Annotated in this window: 17 protein-coding genes; 6 read left to right on the top strand and 11 right to left on the bottom strand. The window is 60.1% G+C overall.

Going from position 1 to position 17,110, the window contains the following annotated elements:
- Window positions 1-190 precede the first annotated feature (190 nt).
- The 8 genes from nifA to A3AU_RS1000000139410 form a co-directional block, all read right to left on the bottom strand.
- On the bottom strand, window positions 191-1,951 hold the full coding sequence (gene nifA, locus A3AU_RS0132465) for a nif-specific transcriptional activator NifA (protein WP_027056559.1): 1,761 nt from the start codon (window positions 1,949-1,951) through the stop codon (window positions 191-193).
- Between the two features lie 156 nt (window positions 1,952-2,107).
- Complete coding sequence (locus tag A3AU_RS0132460; protein WP_006333856.1) at window positions 2,108-2,407, bottom strand: ferredoxin family protein; 300 nt, start codon at window positions 2,405-2,407, stop codon at window positions 2,108-2,110.
- 12 nt (window positions 2,408-2,419) lie between these two features.
- Window positions 2,420-3,727 carry an FAD-dependent oxidoreductase gene (locus tag A3AU_RS0132455; protein ID WP_027056558.1) on the bottom strand — a complete coding sequence of 436 codons (1,308 nt, stop codon included), beginning with the start codon at window positions 3,725-3,727 and terminating at the stop codon, window positions 2,420-2,422.
- Window positions 3,728-3,738: 11 nt separating this feature from the next.
- Window positions 3,739-4,842, bottom strand: a complete 1,104-nt coding sequence (locus A3AU_RS0132450) for an electron transfer flavoprotein subunit alpha/FixB family protein (RefSeq protein WP_027056557.1) — start codon at window positions 4,840-4,842, stop codon at window positions 3,739-3,741.
- Between the two features lie 20 nt (window positions 4,843-4,862).
- Entirely contained in the window at window positions 4,863-5,714 is an 852-nt protein-coding gene (locus tag A3AU_RS0132445) for an electron transfer flavoprotein subunit beta/FixA family protein (protein ID WP_027056556.1), read from the bottom strand.
- A 186-nt stretch (window positions 5,715-5,900) separates the two neighbouring features.
- The gene (gene nifW, locus A3AU_RS0132440; protein ID WP_027056555.1) at window positions 5,901-6,284 is read right to left on the bottom strand and encodes a nitrogenase stabilizing/protective protein NifW; all 384 of its coding nucleotides are present in this window, start codon (window positions 6,282-6,284) and stop codon (window positions 5,901-5,903) included.
- Window positions 6,265-7,521: a cysteine desulfurase NifS gene (gene nifS, locus A3AU_RS0132435; RefSeq protein ID WP_027056554.1), complete on the bottom strand. Its 1,257-nt coding sequence runs from the start codon at window positions 7,519-7,521 to the stop codon at window positions 6,265-6,267. The genes nifW and nifS overlap by 20 nt, the downstream gene beginning before the upstream one ends.
- A gap of 534 nt (window positions 7,522-8,055) precedes the next feature.
- Entirely contained in the window at window positions 8,056-8,211 is a 156-nt protein-coding gene (locus tag A3AU_RS1000000139410; RefSeq protein WP_154674715.1) for a hypothetical protein, read from the bottom strand.
- A gap of 34 nt (window positions 8,212-8,245) precedes the next feature.
- On the opposite strand from A3AU_RS1000000139410, the gene A3AU_RS0132425 reads away from it, so the two are divergent.
- The 4 genes from A3AU_RS0132425 (at window position 8,246) to A3AU_RS0132405 (ending at window position 11,921) form a co-directional block, all read left to right on the top strand.
- The gene (locus A3AU_RS0132425) at window positions 8,246-10,141 is read left to right on the top strand and encodes an ABC transporter ATP-binding protein (RefSeq protein ID WP_245235627.1); all 1,896 of its coding nucleotides are present in this window, start codon (window positions 8,246-8,248) and stop codon (window positions 10,139-10,141) included.
- A gap of 618 nt (window positions 10,142-10,759) precedes the next feature.
- Entirely contained in the window at window positions 10,760-10,963 is a 204-nt protein-coding gene (locus A3AU_RS0132415) for a CCE_0567 family metalloprotein (protein WP_027033180.1), read from the top strand.
- On the top strand, window positions 10,960-11,277 hold the full coding sequence (fdxB, locus tag A3AU_RS0132410; RefSeq protein ID WP_027056552.1) for a ferredoxin III, nif-specific: 318 nt from the start codon (window positions 10,960-10,962) through the stop codon (window positions 11,275-11,277). The genes A3AU_RS0132415 and fdxB overlap by 4 nt, the downstream gene beginning before the upstream one ends.
- Entirely contained in the window at window positions 11,274-11,921 is a 648-nt protein-coding gene (locus A3AU_RS0132405; RefSeq protein ID WP_027056551.1) for a nitrogen fixation protein NifQ, read from the top strand. Before fdxB ends, A3AU_RS0132405 begins: the two co-directional genes overlap by 4 nt.
- Here A3AU_RS0132405 and rpoN read toward each other — a convergent pair.
- The 3 genes from rpoN to A3AU_RS0132390 form a co-directional block, all read right to left on the bottom strand.
- Window positions 11,918-13,372, bottom strand: a complete 1,455-nt coding sequence (gene rpoN / locus A3AU_RS01000000136665; protein ID WP_051355533.1) for an RNA polymerase factor sigma-54 — start codon at window positions 13,370-13,372, stop codon at window positions 11,918-11,920. The genes A3AU_RS0132405 and rpoN overlap by 4 nt on opposite strands.
- A gap of 74 nt (window positions 13,373-13,446) precedes the next feature.
- Window positions 13,447-13,995, bottom strand: a complete 549-nt coding sequence (locus A3AU_RS0132395; protein ID WP_027056550.1) for a peroxiredoxin — start codon at window positions 13,993-13,995, stop codon at window positions 13,447-13,449.
- 1,124 nt (window positions 13,996-15,119) lie between these two features.
- A complete protein-coding gene (locus A3AU_RS0132390; RefSeq protein ID WP_027056549.1) occupies window positions 15,120-15,320 on the bottom strand; it encodes a hypothetical protein in 201 nt (66 codons plus the stop codon).
- Between the two features lie 166 nt (window positions 15,321-15,486).
- On the opposite strand from A3AU_RS0132390, the gene A3AU_RS0132385 reads away from it, so the two are divergent.
- On the top strand, window positions 15,487-16,704 hold the full coding sequence (locus A3AU_RS0132385) for a cytochrome P450 (protein WP_027056548.1): 1,218 nt from the start codon (window positions 15,487-15,489) through the stop codon (window positions 16,702-16,704).
- Window positions 16,705-16,742: 38 nt separating this feature from the next.
- Window positions 16,743-16,988 (top strand): ferredoxin, encoded by a 246-nt coding sequence (locus A3AU_RS0132380; protein ID WP_027056547.1) that lies wholly within the window; start codon window positions 16,743-16,745, stop codon window positions 16,986-16,988.
- Window positions 16,989-17,110: the final 122 nt, after the last annotated feature.

Genomic DNA, 17,110 nt, shown 5'->3' with positions numbered 1-17,110 from the left:
CAAAAGCGGTCTTATCCGTCATGTTGGCTTTTACGTCCGCCGTTTGTGTCCAATTGTGTCCGTTTCCTGCGACACGGTTTTGTCAGGTCGCCGACAACGGTCAAAAGCAACGCGAAAAGTGACGTCTTGTCTCAGTTACGCCCGGTGCGGGCAGCAACCGCGCCCCCACGTTTGATGTCACCAGGGACGTTTAGAACTTCTTCACTCCGATACGATGCCGGCGCAAAGCATAGCCGACCTGCCGCGGCGTGAGACCAAGAACACGAGCCGCCTTGGCCTGAACCCAGCCGGCTTTCTCCATCGCATCAATCAGCCGGTCGCGTTCCGTCAGACGCGGGTTCATTGCAGGGCAAACGGGATGGTGGGGGTCGCAGGTCTCGCCGGGCGATGCCTCATTCTGTGAGGGGCCGACTCGCATGGCAGGCAGCGGCGATCCAACCGGCATCATATTGCCACGTGCGAACTCGTCGACGGCATAGGCGCCGTGCGAACGGCCGACTCCTTTCCACAGAAGCGAAGACAGGCACTGGCTGTTCTTGCAGGCGAAATCCGACGCAGTTATTGTCGTTGAACGCGCAAGTGTGGCCGTCCGTCGCACACAATTCTCCAACTCACGCACGTTGCCAGGGAAATAGCATTGCGAGATCAGGTCAAGCGCCGACGGCGTGAAGGCAAGATCGCGATGGTTCTCCTTGTTGAATCTATCGAGGAGAGCTTTGGCAAGACGTGGAATATCGCCCGGCCGCTCTCTGAGGGGAGGCAGGACTATTGGCACCACATTGATGCGGTAATAAAGGTCGGCCCTGAACTCTCCATTCCGGACAGCCATCTCGAGGTCCTTGTTGGTGGCGCATATGAGCCGCACGTCAACCTTTAGGGTCCTGGTGCCGCCCACTCGCTCAAGTTCTCCTTCCTGCAAGACGCGCAACAGCTTGGCTTGAAAGGCAGGCGAAATCTCGCCGATTTCATCAAGCAGCAGGGTTCCGCCATTCGCCAATTCGAACCGGCCGGCGCGCTGCAGGATAGCTCCGGTGAAGGCGCCCTTCTCGTGGCCAAAGAGCTCCGATTCCAAGACGCTTTCGGGCAGTGCGGCGCAGTTCAATTTGACGAAGGATTTCTCCCTCCGATGTGAAAGCTTATGGATGGCCTGTGCAAAGAACTCCTTGCCAGTACCGCTTTCGCCTCGCAGAAGCACGGTGGAATTGGTCCTGGCCACGACCGAGACGATCTCCAGCACTTGCTTGAGTGCGGGACTTTCTCCGATGATTCCGTCGATCTTGACATGCGGATGTCGGGCCGAATGGGTCCTGTCCTCGTCGAGCGACTGCTCTGGTCTCGGTTGCTTCTCGATAGGTCGCTGACCAGCTGTGCTCAAAGTGCGATGCAGGCGAATGGTTCGGCCGACCAGATTGGCGACCATGGCCAGGAAACGTAAGTCCTCCTCGTAGCGGAACCAGGTGGTACCGTTCCTGACGCGGTCGATCGACAGCGTCCCGAAGATCCTTTCCTCAGCCTTTAACGGGACACCGATAAACGCAGTTGCGACCGTGCCGCTGCTCGATTGAGGATCAGCCTGAAATAGCTCGGACGTGCTTGTGTCTTGTATGACGATCGGCACTCCAGTAGCGACGATTTTGTCTATTACAGCCTGGGGTATGACGCTGCCGGCGGCTGACTGAGGCACAGCGCCGCCGGTAGTTGCGCTAATCTGCGGCTCTCCTTCAGCGTCCAGGACGACGATTGCGCCATGACGCATTTGCACAAACGAGGAGAGGATATTCGCGACATTGGCAAGCGTAATCTCCAGCCGGGTCGGGGCAGTCAGAATCTTCGATATCTCGTAGATTCCCCTGAGCAAGCTGTCCGCATTGCGCGCCGCTTCGACCGCAGGTTCAGGCGGGGTGTTCCGAGATGCAATTTCACCGACCTGATCTGGAAGCATGTGAGCCATGCAAACACCTCAAGGGTTGTCCAACGTGCTCCTCCCAAGCCCTTTTTTGTATTTTGAGTTCCAGAAACATAGTATTTTCAGCCTTTCGGCAATTGTGAACAATATTGGCGGTCTTGACCGCATTGCGAGCCTCTCGTTTCCCGCTCTTTGCGCCAGTCATCCGAACTTGAAGAGAACCCCGAAGCCGCCGCGCGGGTAATTCCACACGATCTCACCGCTGGCCTCGCACAGCACGCGACAGGTGCCGCATTCCATGCAGCCGTCGGAAGTCGTCTCCACCTGTCCCTTGTCGTTCAACTCATAGCACTTGGCCGGGCAGATGTGTGTCAGCGCGAGCAGGTTCGCGCTCGGCCTCTCATGCGGTCGCACTTTGATATGCGGGCGGCCCGGATCGACCAGATAGCGGTTCTGATAAAGCTTCTCCTCGACACGTAACTTCGTCACGGCCATCGTCATCCTGTTTCTCCTTCAGCGCCAGGCGAGTGCCAGGCGGACCACATCGCTGATCAGCCCCCAGCGCGAACGCGCCTTGATGAAGGCAGCAGTGGTCGCCTTTTCCTTCTCGATTTTCGGGGTTCCGTCGACCCGCATGAAGTTCTGCGCGGCCTGCGACATCAACTGCGGGTAAGTCATGAAGAAATTGCGGGAATTGGTGTGTATCAGGGCCGGCATGTCCTTATATTTCATCAGGTCTTTGACTACGAAGGACTTGTCCAGCATGGTCTTGTAGAGGGCGAGGTTCCTCCTGATCATCGGCTGGTTGCGGCCCTTGATCTCAATGATTGCCTCGCCCGCGATGCGACCGGAAGTCATGGCAAGGTTCGAACCCTCGCGGTGAATAGCGTTGTTCAGTTGGGCGGCATCACCGACCGCCACCCAACCGTCGCCGAAGAGCTGCGGAATTGCCTTGTAGCCACCTTCGGGAATGAGATGCGCGGAATACTCCTTGACTTCCGAGCCCGCGATCAGCGGCCGGATCGAAGGATGGTTTTTGAAGTTGTCGAGGAGGACGTAAGGGCTCTCCATTGTCTGGGCGAAATCGGAGACGAGGCAGCCGATGCCGAGAGAGATCGACTCCTTGTTGGTGTAGAGGAAGGCCAGTCCGGCCATGCTGCGGGAAATCGTGCCCGCCGCTTCGATCACGCAGCCTTCGTCGCCCTGGAGGCCGAACCGCTGCTCAATGACCTCATCGGGTAGGAAATGCATTTCCTTGACAGCGAGCGCCACGCTTTCTGGCTTCGGCATCTTGCGCAGGCCGGCCCGTGTACCGAGCAGTCCGTTGACACCTTCTGCGAGCACGACGACGTCCGCGTAGATCGGCCCGCCAGCCCGGTCGGTGCGCACGCCGATCACCTTGCCGCTGGCATTGCGGACAAGTTCGGTCACCGTCGTCTCGCACAGCACCGTCGCGCCGGCCTGGCGCACCTTGCGCGAAAACCACTTGTCGAATTGGGCGCGGATGATCGTGTAGCGATTGGGCTTCGCCTCGTTGAAATCGTCCGATCGATACTGCATCCCGGTGTGGGAGGTGTCGTCCATCACCCAGAATCGCTGCTCGACCAGATGCCGCTCGAGAGGCGCATCATCCCGGAAATCCGGAATGATTTGCTCCAACATGTCGGCGTACATGATGGCGCCCTGGACATTCTTGGAGCCCGGATACTCGCCGCGCTCCAACTGCAGCACCGTCAGGCCCTGGCTTGCCATGGTGTAGGCGGCCGCGTTTCCGGACATACCGGCCCCGACGACGATGGCGTCGAATTCTTCCTCGATCATGGCCCTCTCCCTTAGCTCGCAAGCTTGTCGTGGCTGTGCGGCGACAGCCGCCGGGTGAAAGCTTCCGTCAATGCCGGCAGGAAACGGATTGCGTCGGTGACGATGCCGAGGTGGGCAAAGTCGAAGATCGGGGCGTTCGGGTCGGTGTTGATGGCTACGATCAAATCAGCCCCCTCCACGCCAACCCGATGCTGAATGGCGCCGGAAATCCCGGCCGCTATGTAGAGCTTTGGCCGGATGGTCTTGCCCGTTTGGCCAACCTGCCGATCGGCCGGCATCCAGCCCTTCTGGACCAGCGGGCGCGAACAGCCATATTCGGCGCCGATTGCCCGCGCTAGATTCTTCACAAGCTGCAAATTCTCCGCTGAGCCCAGACCGAGGCCTCCGGCAACCACGATGTCGGCGTAGGCGAGATTTGCCTTTGCCGATTGGCGATCGAGGTTGAAGCCAAGGACTTTGGTGATGATCTCTTCCTCGGTCATTGACAGCTTGTGCCGGATGACACGCCCGACCGGCTTATCCGTCCGCGGTGGCATGGCCATAACCCTCGGTCGTACGGTGGCCATCTGCGGCCGGTAGTTGAGCGTATAGATCGTGCATAGCAAGGAACCGCCGAAAGTCGGACGGGTCGCAGCGAGCGAACCGTCGACCACATCGAGTTCGGTACAGTCGGCAGTGAGCCCTGTCAGCAAGGTCGTCGCTACTGAGCCAGCGAGATCCCTGCCGAGCGTGGTGGCACCAAGAAGCAGGATCTCCGGTTTGTGGGTATTGACCAGATCCGTCATCGCCTTGGTGAAAGGCTCGTTGCGATAGTCGGCAAGCAACGGTGCCTCGACGAGATAGACAAGGTCGGCGCCGTAAGCAAAGGCCTCGGCAATGGCATGCTGCGTGGCCTCACCCGGCGGTCCGAGCACGATCCCCGCAAGCTGGATGCCTAGCTTGTCGGCGAGCTTGCGGCCTTCGCCAAGCAGTTCGAAGGACACGGGATGGACCTCGCCGCGTTCCAGTTCGATGAAAACCCAGACGTGCCGATAGTCCCTAAAGTGCTCAGGCAATTCCCTCTTGATGCCGGCACGGCCGGCGGAAGGAGGGGCTTCGCGGTTAGCGTTCGACATCATCTCTCCTTGCCGTCCCGTCACTGGCCGCCGTCGAAGGCGAGTTCGTGTTCCAGCGCTGGCTGGCGGGTAAAGATTGAGGCGATCAGTTCGTCAGCGAGGTCGTGCTGCGTCTTGTCGGTCATGTCGATCTGCGTCGCCTTTTCCGCCCGCGTGGTAGGGGCGAAAACGCGCTTGACGACCGTCGGCGAGCCGCGCAGGCCGCATTTGTTGAGGTCGTCAATGCCAGCTTCGGCCGCGCTCCATTTCACGATCTGGCTGCGCGCGGCGCGCATGGCGTCGTCGAGCGAGCCCCTGCGGATTTCGTTGGTGCCTTCCAGCATTGTGACGAGGCAAGGCAGCCTGCTTTTCAGCATCTGCGTACCGCCTTCCGAACGGCGCTTGACGGTGATCTCGCGCGCATCGACATCGATAGAGTCGATCTTCGCCACATAGGTGAACTGCAGGAGGCCGAGGCGCTTGGCGATGCCGGGCCCGACCTGGGCGGTATCGCCATCAATCGTCTGCTTGCCGGCGAAGACGATGTCCGGCGCGCCAAAGGTCTCGCCAATTCTCACGATTGCCCGAGAAAGCGCGAAGGACGTCGCCAGCGTGTCGGAGCCGGCAAAACAGCGGTCGGTCAAGAGTACCGCGCGGTCGGCGCCATAGGTGAGCGCCTTGCGCAGCGCATCTTCTGCCATCGGCGGACCCATCGTAAGCACGGTGACCTCGCCGCCATGGGCGTCGCGCAATCTCAGTGCCTCTTCGAGGGCGAACAGGTCGTAAGGGTTGATGATGGTCGGCACGCCCTGGCGCATGATCGTGTTCGTCACCGGGTGAACACGTATCTGCGCGGAGTCCGGCACCTGCTTGATACAGATTACAATGTGCATTGCGTCTTTCTCGGCTCCAATCCGCAAGCGGCCCTGGCGTTCATCTCCTTCGCAGCATCATTCGTGCCAACCGCTTTGCGTTGCTCTGTTTCCTTTTGACATGGGGTTGTTTTCTTCCGAACGGTGCCGTCGTGATGACCGAGTTTGTCGGCTTTTCGACATTGTCGCGTCGCACTCGTGTCGCGTTCATTCTGTCCCGAACCGCCTCAGGATCGACTCGAACGGGACAAAGGTGTGGTCCCGAGTGGCCGGTTTGTCGGGATCGTGCTCTTTGAGCACCTTGAAGACCCGGTGGGTGAGTGGCGAGGATGTCGCGAAATCCTCATAGGCGCGTTCCAATGTCGCACGCGCCCGCGCGGCGATCACCCCGTCGGGAAGACCGGCGAAATCCTCTTCAGCGAGATATTGGCCCATGCGCTTCAGGATATGCAGCCGTGAGACATTGAGCACCTTCGGATCATAAGAGATGCCAAGGACTGCGAAGAACTCCTCCGCAGCCGACAGGCTCTTCAGCCGGGCGAGGATGTCGGTGACATCGATGGCACGGCTTTCAGCGAAACAACTGCGCATTGCTTTCTCCTGGGCCGGAAACGGTGGTCGGGTTTGCCTTGTCGCCCAGGCCTGGAGTTGATTGAAGTCCTCTCGCCTGGCTGGCAGATGGGGAAAGCTCACGCAGCTTCTTAACGATCCCGGGCATGACCTCGAGCACGCGGTCGACGTCCTCCTCGCCGTTGTTGCGCGAAAAGGAGAAACGGATTGCGCCGTGTGCCGCGTTATTGGGGATATTCATCGCCACCAAGACGTGGCTCGGCTCCAGCGAGCCGCAGGCGCAAGCAGAGCCGGAGGAGCAGGCGATGCCCTCGCGATTGAGGAAATGCAGTATGCCCTCACCTTCGATATCTCCAAAGGCGATGTTTGCGGTATTCGGCAACCGCTTTAGCAAATCGCCGGCGACGAAGGCGTCTGGGATGCACTGGAGAAGTTCCTTCTCCAGGCGGTCGCGCAACGCCTTTACCCGTGTGTTCGCGTCGTCCATGAAGTTCAAGGCAAGATCGGCTGCCACGCCGAGGCCGACGATGCCTGGCGTATTCTCCGTGCCCGCGCGGCGGTTGCCCTCCTGGCCTCCCCCCTTGATCAGCGGACAGAAGCGCACGCCGCGCTTTATATAAAGTGCGCCGATCCCTTTCGGTCCGTGTAATTTGTGACCGGAGAGAGACAGCATATCGATTGCCGTCGATTTCAAGTCGATCGCAAGCTTGCCGACCGCTTGCACCGCGTCGGTATGAAAAAGGGCGCCGACTTCCTTGGCCAACTCAGCAAGCTCGACCACCGGGAAGATCGTTCCGGTCTCGTTGTTCGCCGACATGATCGAGACGATCGCCACGCGCGGGGTGAGGGCGGCCTTATAAGTGTCGAGGTCGAGCCGGCCGTGGCGATCCACCGGGATCCTATGCACCTTGATGCCGCGCGTCTTCTCAAGGTGGGCGCAAAGCGTCAGCACGGCCGAATGCTCGACTGCGGAAGTCACGATCTCTGTGCGCTCAGGCATCACCTCGAGCGCCGAGAGGATCGCGGCGTTGTCGCTTTCCGTCCCGCCCGAGGTGAAGGTGATCTCGTCGTCGAACTCCGCTCCGATCAGCGTTTGCACCCGCAGGCGCGCCTTTCTCACCGCCGCCCCGGCGGAAGCGCCAAAATCGTGGCTCGACGAAGGGTTGCCGAATTGGTCGGTAAAAAACGGCAGCATTGCTTGAACGACTTCAGGATCGACCCGTGTCGTTGCGTTGTTGTCCAGATAAACAGGTCTCATGGATGTGATCCTTCTCCTGAGCGCAATCACACAAGGCGCACGCCCGGTCTGTCATGATGATGATGATGATGATGGTTAGCCGAAGGAGTTGCCGCCGCCACATTCGGCCTGCGCGCTTCTTGGCGCCGGCGCGGCAACCCGCCTCGACCTTGGTGCGCCAGCGTTGCGCCGGCTCGGCCCCCGGCAAGCGCGGTCTTTAGGCCACGGCGTTTTCGGTGCGCTTGATCATGGACTGTCTCTCCTTCAGGCCGGACGCGTTCGCGAACAGCTACGCATGGACCGTGCCAAAGAAGGGAATCATTTCAAAACAACATGATGGCTCTAACACTGCTATGTCGCATGTCCGACATCGGCGGGAATTGTTCAACGCGGAACGCCGTTGAATCGGGCGGGCGTAGATTCCGCCTCGCGTGAGGAGCAATCCTGTCGGGCCGTTCGCCAAGGATGCCCGCGCGACCGAGGCGTCCTGTCGGGTTTGTCGAGTGCGCGACACGGCACTGTTACGCCCCCGTTGCCCTGCTGAGACCTCGTTTGTCATTGTAGAATATGCAGAAAATTCTTCTGAGCTTCTTTCTGAGCCTTTGGCGCGGCTTTTGCGGTTCTCTCCTCGTAGGGCAGCGCGTGCCCGCGGCCGATATTCATCTCGCGGGTGACATCGCGATCGATGGAACGAAGGAAAGAAAGCAACATGTCAGGTCCAGGTCAGCCCCCCGCATTCCGAGCGATGTTTTCGTCCTCACGCAGACCTTCCATTTCAGGTTTCTTGAGACCGAGCGTCCTGCTGCGCTCGTACAAAGCCACGCGGCGTTTTCACATCGATCTGCGCGGCGCCGCCTTTCGCGACGTTTTCGCCTTCACCATACGCCACTGGAACAGGCAGCCGGTCCGGCTCGCGATCATTATGATTGCGGTGCTTGTCGCAACGCTCCTTGACGTTCTGATGCCGCTCTATTCCGGACGGCTGGTAGACGCGGTCGCCCAGGGAGCGGCAGCCGACGCCGTCGTGTGGGATGCGGCTCTTGCGGCCTTTTCAATGTTGATTGCGCTCGCACTCGGCGCCGTCGTCATGCGCAACGTCGCCTTCATTGCCTACAATGATTTCATTCTGAAGATGATGTCGGACATCGCCAGCGATGCGTTCCATCGCGTCCAGCGCTTTTCGACCGATTGGCATGCGAAAACCTTCGCCGGCTCGACGGTACGCAAGATCACGCGCGGCATGTGGGCGCTCTGCATCCTCAACGACACGATCCTTTTCGCGTTGTTCCCGTCGCTCATCATGCTCGTGGGGTCGAGCGTTCTGCTCGGCTGGTATTGGCCGATGATGGGGTTGATCATCGCCTGCGGCTCGGTTGGCTATGTGGCGCTGATCATTATCCTGTCGCTCGGCTATGTGGCGCCAGCGGCAAGTCTTGCAAACAACTGGGACACGAGGCTTGGCGGCTCGCTTGCCGACGCGATCAGCTGTAACGCGGTGGTCAAAGGCTTCGGCGCCGAGGTGCGGGAAGATCATCGCCTCGCGAAAGTCATCTCCAAGTGGCGGCACCGCACCCGCCGGACTTGGGTGCGCGGAACGGTCAGTGCTGCATTCCAAGGAATCATGCTTCTTGCGATGAGAGCGGCTTTGATCGGTTATGCCTTATTCGTGTGGTCGCGCGGCCAGGCTACCCCAGGCGACATCGCCTTGGTGCTCGCGTCTTTCACCGTCCTGTATGGCTACTTGCGAGATGTTTCCATGCACGTGCGCAACATCCAGCGCTCTGCAAATGAGATGGAGGAACTGGTCGAAACCTACAGCCAGCCGCCCGACGTGGCCGATGTTCCGGGCGCCAAGCCGATCCGGATCACGAAGGGTCACATCGATTTTGAGAGCGTCCATTTCCACTACGGCAATCATTGGTCGCCCTTCTACAGCGACTTGTCGATTTCGATTGAGGCCGGCGCGCGGGTCGGTCTGGTCGGCCCCTCTGGCTCCGGCAAGACCACCTTCGTCAAGCTCATCCAGCGGCTTTACGACCTGGATGCTGGACGAATCTTGATCGATGGGCAGGACATTTCGCGGGTGACGCAGGGTTCGCTGCGCTCGCAGATCGCGATCGTACAGCAGGAGCCCCTCCTGTTCCACCGCTCGCTGGCCGAGAACATAGCCTATGGGCGGCCGGGTGCTTCTCGGTCCGACATTGAGCAGGCGGCGCGGCTCGCCAGCGCGCATGACTTCATTGCACGCCTGCCGAACGGCTACGGTACGCTGGTCGGCGAACGCGGCGTGAAGCTCTCAGGCGGCGAGCGCCAGCGTGTGGCGATAGCGCGCGCCTTCCTCGCCGATGCCCCGATCCTCATTCTGGACGAGGCGACATCAAGCCTCGACTCGGAATCGGAGGTGCTGATCCAGAAGGCGATGGAGCGGCTCATGGTCGGGCGCACCACGCTCGTCATTGCGCACCGGCTCTCGACGGTGCGGGCACTCGACCGGCTGCTTGTCTTCGACCGTGGTTGCATCACCGAGCAGGGCGACCATGCCGCGCTGATCCGTCGCGACGGCATCTACCGCCGCCTGTTCGAGCGGCAGGCCTTGGAACTGACAAAGGGGTGCGATGAGACCAATGTGCAACACGGTTGAACGCGGCGTGAATTCAGCTTGCCTCCCCAGCAATCCTGTCGGGCCGTTCCTGAAAAGGCGGCCGCAACCTGTCGTCGGGCTTGTCCAATTCACGACACGCCTGGTGCCGGCCTGTCTTCCTGCCGCGCTGTTGAGCAAACCCATGAATGGGATGAAGACAACTTTTTATGAGCTGCGTCCTGCGTTCCCGGCACGGCGCTTGAGGCTTCCTCCTGGGGCGGCAGCCGCCTCGCGATTATTTAGATCCTGGTTGATGCGATCAATGGAGCGAAGGAAAGCAACGCGCCGGATCCACGCGAGATCCGCCTTCTCTGGCATAGGGGCGTCGCCAAATCGACACCCTCACAATATGCGCTCACCGCCCGCGTCGACGTCGGGAACAAGATCTTGATTGTCGTCTGCGCTCAACCGCTCTTATGCCGAACTCGAAGGATACGGACCTGCGTCTCGCCGCGCGGGATTGCATAAGCTGGCTGCAGCGTCCATCGGCATCACCGGTTCGGCTTCGAGACGTTCCGGAAACCCGCCGAGGCCGGCGCGCCGGCGATGCGCTCGTGGCCATCGAAGCGCGTCCCGACATGGCGCGGGCGTAACGACCGGCTTGCGAGGAAGGGGATCATGTCAGACCTTGCGCTGTTGCAGAAGAAGGTCCGCAAGCTGCAGTCGCGCGCGGGAGCCGCCAAGATGGAATTGCACGACCTTGCCGAGGACCTTCCGGTCAACTGGACCGAGATCGAGGCGGTCGCCTGGAAAGCCTTCGAGGTTTTTGCCGAGTTGGATGCGGCAAAGGAAGAACTCGCAGCGTTGGAGAATTCACAATGACGGGCGCTTTCGTCACCCGCGACGGCTCTCCCTGGACGCCGCACTATCTGACGGCGATCGATGGCGCGACCTGCATCGGCTGCGGCCGCTGCTTCAAGGTCTGCTCGCGCGAGGTCATGCACCTTCATGGCGTCGATGACGCAGGCGAAATCCTCGGCATCTGCGCGGGCGAGGACGACGACTTCGACGGCGAGCTCAACCGCATGGTCATGATCGTCGACCATGCCGGCCTCTGCATCGGCTGCGGCGCCTGCGGCCGCGTCTGCCCGAAGAACTGCCAGACCCACCTTGCGGCCGACAAGCTTGCTGCATGAGCTGGGAACAAGACCAGCAGAACGGCGCCACATTCGCCCATCACCGTGGCTGTTTCAGCACCAGCCAATGGCCGCCGACAGACCAGGCGGCGGCGTTCGACCGGCATGTGCTTGCCTGTGTTTTCTACCTCGCGTTCGAGGAGGTCGAGGCCGGCAAGGCGACCGCCACCGAAGCAACCGGCCTTTCGCGTGCCGACCTGCGAGATGTCATGACACGCTATTTCCCGGCTGTTCCCGTCAACGCCTTCGCGCTGGAAAAGCTGACCGATCCCGAGCCGGATATGGAGGAAGGGCTTCTGCGCGGCTTGCTTATTGGGCATGCCAGGCCAGGCGATCCGGCGTGCACCCTCTTCGCCAAGATCATCGCCAGGCGCAGTTTGCGCAATGACCATCTGTGGCAGGACCTTGGCCTTTTCAATCGGGCCGAACTCAGCCGCTTAATGGCCAGGCATTTCCCGGCGCTGGCGGCCGGCAACACCAAAAACATGAAATGGAAGAAGTATTTCTATCGTAAGCTCTGCGAGGCTGAAGGCTTTTCGCTATGCACCGCGCCCAGCTGTCGGGAATGCGGCGATTTCGAAAGCTGTTTTGGCCCGGAGGAAGGCGAAAGCCACTTGGCACGGATCAAGAACGGGCTCGCTTAAGAGCCGCTTTCGTCGCCGCCGCCGCCCGGGCTTGATTGGCATCGAAGACGCACGCGCTTTTCCCGGCGACGTCGCGCGGAGGACGGGATGTTCAGCGCCTCACGATATTTCGCAACGGTGCGGCGAGCAATGTCGATCCCGGTTTCCTTGAGCCGGGTGGCGATGTCGTCGTCGGAAAGCACTTCGTTGGGCGATTCCACGGCAACCATCGCCTTGATTTGATGGCGGACAGCTTCGGCGGAGTACGCGTCGCCGCCTTCACAGGAGCCGATCGCGACAGTGAAAAAATACTTCAGTTCGAACACGCCGCGCGGGGTCAGCATGTACTTGTTCGACGTTACCCGGCTTACCGTCGACTGGTGCACGTTGATCGCATCCGCGACAGTCCTGAGATTGAGAGGCCGCAGGTGGGCGACCCCATGTTCAAAAAAGGCGTCCTGCTGGCGGATGATTTCAGCCGCTACCTTGAGGATCGTCTTGGCGCGCTGATCAAGGCTGCGGATTAGCCAGTTCGCGTTTTGGAGGCATTCGTTGAGAAATGACTGATCTTTCGAATTTTGAGCGCTTAGGCGGGAGACCTGGGCAAAATAGTTTTGGTTCATCAGCAGCCTGGGCAGCGTGTCTGGATTGAGTTCGATTTGCCACCCACCTCCGGGAGAGGGCTGGACCAAGACGTCGGGAATGATCGATTCAGGCCCTCCGGATTGGAATCGGTTTCCGGGCTTGGGATCCAGCGCGCGGATTTCGTGCAACATGTCGAGAAGGTCGTCTTCATCGACACCGCAATGGCGCTTCAATGTTTGAAAATCGCGTCGCGCCAGCGCTTCAAGATTGGCGACCAGCGCTGCCATTGCCGGGTCGAACCTGTCTAGCTGCCGCAATTGTATCTCAAGGCATTCGCTGAGAGTTCGCGCAAAAATACCCGGTGGATCGAACTGCTGCAAGGTTCCGAGAACCCGTTCCACAACAGCCTCCCGGACATTCAGGCTGCGGGCCAGTTCCGCAAGGTTCACCGGAAGGTATCCGGTGTCTTCCAGATGACCGGCAAGCTCGCCAGCTATTCGCCGCTCCAGCGGCGCGAATGCGCTGAGAGCGATCTGACGAGCGACATGGTCGTGCAATGTTTCGATGGACGTCCAGGTATCTTCGAACGCATGGTTTCCCCCCGGTTGGACATTGTTTTTGCCGCGGATTGATTTCCACTGCGAGGCCTGATCCGATATTCCGCCCGTGGTCGGCCCGATGCGCGGGTTCCCGGCCGAAATCGACGGAATGTCCTTCGGCGCCCGGTTTGATGCCCGTTCCAGAAAGGGGTTCTTCTCGATTTCCTGCTCGACGAACTGATGCAGTTCGGGATGCGCCAGTTGCAACAGGCGAATGGATTCCATCATTTGCGGCGTCAAAACCAACGATTGCTTCTGACGCTGAAGCAGGCTTGCTGAGGACTCCATGGCTAGCGTGAAACTCCTACCGAGCGACCCTTCGCCTTGTGCAAGGGGACTTTCGAGACGTTGACTCGTCTAGATCATGCAGCCGTCACGGCTTTGGCGGCTCTCAGCGTTTCAAGGACGTTCTGCGGCGACGATACGCCATAGGGGTCGGCCTCGCAGTTGTCGCAGAAACCGTCCTCCTCGAACCACTGCTCCACCACGCTATTGTTGATCACGGCAGCGTAGCGCCAGGAGCGCATGCCGAAGCCGAGATTGTCCTTGGCAACCAGCATGCCCATCTTGCGGGTGAACTCGCCCGAGCCGTCTGGGATGAGCTGGACTTTCTTCAGCCCCAGGGCCTTGCCCCACGCATTCATGACGAACGCATCGTTGACGGAAACGCAGTAGATTGCGTCAATTCCCTCCTTCTCGAACTCGTCGTAGAGCATTTCGAAATCGGGCAACTGGAAGGTCGAGCAGGTCGGGGTGAAGGCACCGGGCAGCGAGAACAGGATGATGCGCTTGCCGCTGAAACAGTCGTCGGATGTCTTGTCTTCCCAGCGGTGCGGGTTTGGTCCCTCGATGGAATCATCGCGAACACGCGTGCGAAAGGTGACGAAAGGAACCTTTTTTTTGACGGTCATCAATGTGCTCCTGGAGGAAAACTGGTGCGCTGCTTTTTCGGTTGAAACTGACACGGCATCGACCGCGGCCGGCAATTCGGTCGAGCGCCGCGCGTTTTGCGTCGACCTTGGATCAGCCATGGCAAAACCGCTCGCGAGCACGGGCGTTCTCGATTTGTGGCGGCACGAGAACGGTTTCACTAGGCGCTTGTACGGGGCGTCGCGATGTCAGCAATGGTCTTACTCCTGGCCACCTTGTGATGGGTTCTGCCGAGTACGACGCAAGCGCCGTGCCATTTGATTTTCAGGCTGGGGGTCACACTGTTTTTTGCAGCGACACTCTTTGCCTTGAGCGGCCAAGACCGTGCCTTCGCCGAGAGCGAGCGCGCCCATAATCATCTGATCGTGAGCTCTGGGCAGAGGGGATCCCGTTTATGCGTATCAAGCCGCGCCCCTCTTTGTCCGAAGCTGGACAAAAATGTCGGAAGTCGGACCGGAGGGTCGCCGGGTCGCCGGCGCGGCGAACACGTGGCTCGTATTCGAAGCGAAAATCTGGGCTCAAACTCGGAACGAGGGACAGGAGTCGATCGGGGTTAACCTGACGAGGGTCCCTATGGCCTCCGTTCTCAGGATTGAGACGGCTGACAGGCCCACGCGCTTCGCCCTATCGACGCTCGCGAGACCGCTTCGAAATCGACAACGGGTACAAAAAAGCCAGCACGTCCATTAGCAAGCTGGCCATGTGATCTTTCTGAACCGCGCTTGCGTGAGGCGGGCACGGTCCCAAGGTGACGGAAAAAGCCGCCTTGTGCTCTCGGAGCATTTTGAAGCTGCCGCGACCTTGCTGTCGGGTTTGTCATGTCCGGGACACGGCTTTGCTCCGCCAGGCTTGCGGCTGCGCATTCGTTCAAGCTGTTGAATGATATGTAGAAAATCTCCTGCAGGGCTCTTTCCGCGCCGTTGGCACGACTTTTGAAGCTCTCATGTGAGACGGCAGGAGATACCGACTGGCGTCCATTCGTGAGTGATATCGCGCTCAATGCAATGAAGGAGGACGGCATGTCAGGTCAGCGTCAGTTCAGATTCTATCCGAAACGGGCATTGCCCGCGGAATGCAATATCGACCGGCGTGACTGGCGTCACCGTCACAACCGCCCGGCACCGGCCAATGGCCACCGATCGACCTGCAGATACGGTTCGACCAGAATGTGCTTGCTCCTGCCCTCTCGCCGGCGCTTGAGGAGACCGGCGAGCACTTCGGCGGCCAACCGGTCTTTCGCGTGCCGCGCTGCGGATATCCTCGAAGAGATGATCGACCCCGAACCGCTGTGGAGCAAGAGCTTCATTCCGGTTCGCCGTTCGAAGCTGGAAAACGCCGGGTCTCCGACGATTTCGCTCGTCGGCTCTTTGGCGGGCAGGCAGCGGTCTGGCCAAGAGGGCAACAAGCTTGCTGGATGGCCAAGATGCCATGGTGCGCGGCCTGGTTAGTGGTTAGACGGCAGGAGAAATGCAATGGCGATCAACCCGGTTCCAGATCATGTCCCGCCCGAAATGGTGAGAGACTTCAGCCTGTTCACATCGCCAGGCATGCCACCAACGCCCAACGGGGATCCACACGCAGCCGTCGCTTGCGCCCATGACGGGCCTCCGATCTTCTATTCCCCCTACAACACGCAAGATGGCCGGGGCACCTGGGTCATCACCCGCGCCGCAGACCAGCGTAAGGTGCTGCAGGACGCTGAAACTTTTTCCAGCCATCGCAGCATCTTCTCCTCCATACTGGGCGAAACCTGGCCGACGATCCCGCTTGAGCTCGATCCACCGGCCCATGGCGCATTTCGCTCACTGCTCAGTCCGCTGCTTTCGCCCAAGCGGGTGACGGCACTGGAACCGGCTGTCCGTGAGCGAGCGATAGCCCTGATCGACCGGATCACCGCATCGGCCACGAGCTGCGACGTCATGAAGGATTTTGCCTTTCCGTTCACTGTCAGCATCTTCCTTCGCTTTCTGGGGTTGCCGGATCAGGGACTCGATACATTTGTCGGCTGGGCGAAAGATCTGCTCCACGGCGACGATGTGGAACGACCTGTGGCTGCCCGCAAGATTGTGGCTTTCATCGATGAACTTGCAACCAATCGCCGCAAGGATCCGGTCGACGATCTCATGACCTTCATCGTGCAGGCACAGATCGAAGGCCGCCGGCTAACCGACGGGGAGATCCGTGGCATCGGCGTGCTCGTGTTCGTCGCGGGACTTGACACTGTCGCAGCAGCTATTGGCTTTGACCTGGCTTATCTAGCGCGCAACCTCAAGGATCAGGAACTGCTGCGCAGCGAACCGGACCGCATCCTGCTCGCAACCGAAGAGTTGCTGCGGGCCTATCCGCCCATTCAGTTGATCCGCGTGGCTACGAAAGATATCGACTTCGAAGGCGCGCCGATCCGAAAGGGGGACTATGTTTCGTGCGCCACGATGATTGCAAATCGCGACCCGGAGGAATTCGAATCCCCCAACACGGTCGATCTGGCGCGAGAGCACAACCGCCACGCCGCCTTTGGCTATGGTCCCCACCGTTGCCTTGGCTCACACCTTGCCCGGCGCGAGATTGTCATTGGCCTGGAGGAGTGGCTGGCGCGCATACCGACCTTCCGGATCAAGGAGGGTACAGCGCCCATCACCTGTGGCGGCCATGTGTTCGGGATCGAAAATCTGATCCTGGACTGGTCATGACCATCGCCGAGCCATGCCAAGACAATGGAGGCAGCGCTATGCGCATTATCGTCCACAATGCCAAATGCCAGGGTCACGCGCGATGCTGGGCGCAAGCGCCGGACATCTTCAAGCTTGATGACGATGGCTACATCCTGCCCGGTGACATTCAGGTTGCGGAGGGGGAGCAACTGCTTGCGTCACAAGGCGCGCGATCCTGCCCCGAACGTGCGCTGGAAGTCGATCGCACATCGGCAGCGCGGTTCGAACCAGCCGCCATGCAACCAAGAACTGGGGAAGCTTAGGTGGAATCGACGAGACGTGGCCCCACACCGCAAAGCAAGATGTCCGGCCGCTTCCCTGCCTACCTTCTCTCCGGCATCGAGACCTCAATGACACGCACGCGACACGTGAAGTTCGTCTCCGT

The sequence above is a fragment of the Mesorhizobium erdmanii USDA 3471 genome, assembly GCF_000472705.1.
Classification (GTDB): domain Bacteria; phylum Pseudomonadota; class Alphaproteobacteria; order Rhizobiales; family Rhizobiaceae; genus Mesorhizobium; species Mesorhizobium erdmanii.
This window is presented reverse-complemented; position numbering and strand designations above follow the sequence as displayed.

Excerpts from the sequence above, each read along its gene's own strand:
- A3AU_RS0132380 (WP_027056547.1), top strand. The coding sequence starts at position 16,743 with ATGCGCATTATCGTCCACAATGCCAAATGCCAGGGTCACGCGCGATGC.
- A3AU_RS0132415 (WP_027033180.1), top strand. The coding sequence starts at position 10,760 with ATGTCAGACCTTGCGCTGTTGCAGAAGAAGGTCCGCAAGCTGCAGTCG.
- fdxB (WP_027056552.1), top strand. The coding sequence starts at position 10,960 with ATGACGGGCGCTTTCGTCACCCGCGACGGCTCTCCCTGGACGCCGCAC.
- A3AU_RS0132395 (WP_027056550.1), bottom strand. The coding sequence starts at position 13,995 with ATGACCGTCAAAAAAAAGGTTCCTTTCGTCACCTTTCGCACGCGTGTT.
- A3AU_RS0132425 (WP_245235627.1), top strand. The coding sequence starts at position 8,246 with ATGTTTTCGTCCTCACGCAGACCTTCCATTTCAGGTTTCTTGAGACCG.
- A3AU_RS0132390 (WP_027056549.1), bottom strand. The coding sequence starts at position 15,320 with ATGAAGCTCTTGCTCCACAGCGGTTCGGGGTCGATCATCTCTTCGAGG.
- nifS (WP_027056554.1), bottom strand. The coding sequence starts at position 7,521 with ATGAGACCTGTTTATCTGGACAACAACGCAACGACACGGGTCGATCCT.
- A3AU_RS0132460 (WP_006333856.1), bottom strand. The coding sequence starts at position 2,407 with ATGACGATGGCCGTGACGAAGTTACGTGTCGAGGAGAAGCTTTATCAG.
- A3AU_RS0132385 (WP_027056548.1), top strand. The coding sequence starts at position 15,487 with ATGGCGATCAACCCGGTTCCAGATCATGTCCCGCCCGAAATGGTGAGA.
- nifA (WP_027056559.1), bottom strand. The coding sequence starts at position 1,951 with ATGGCTCACATGCTTCCAGATCAGGTCGGTGAAATTGCATCTCGGAAC.
- A3AU_RS0132445 (WP_027056556.1), bottom strand. The coding sequence starts at position 5,714 with ATGCACATTGTAATCTGTATCAAGCAGGTGCCGGACTCCGCGCAGATA.
- A3AU_RS0132450 (WP_027056557.1), bottom strand. The coding sequence starts at position 4,842 with ATGTCGAACGCTAACCGCGAAGCCCCTCCTTCCGCCGGCCGTGCCGGC.
- A3AU_RS0132455 (WP_027056558.1), bottom strand. The coding sequence starts at position 3,727 with ATGATCGAGGAAGAATTCGACGCCATCGTCGTCGGGGCCGGTATGTCC.
- rpoN (WP_051355533.1), bottom strand. The coding sequence starts at position 13,372 with ATGGAGTCCTCAGCAAGCCTGCTTCAGCGTCAGAAGCAATCGTTGGTT.
- A3AU_RS0132405 (WP_027056551.1), top strand. The coding sequence starts at position 11,274 with ATGAGCTGGGAACAAGACCAGCAGAACGGCGCCACATTCGCCCATCAC.
- A3AU_RS1000000139410 (WP_154674715.1), bottom strand. The coding sequence starts at position 8,211 with ATGTTGCTTTCTTTCCTTCGTTCCATCGATCGCGATGTCACCCGCGAG.
- nifW (WP_027056555.1), bottom strand. The coding sequence starts at position 6,284 with ATGCGCAGTTGTTTCGCTGAAAGCCGTGCCATCGATGTCACCGACATC.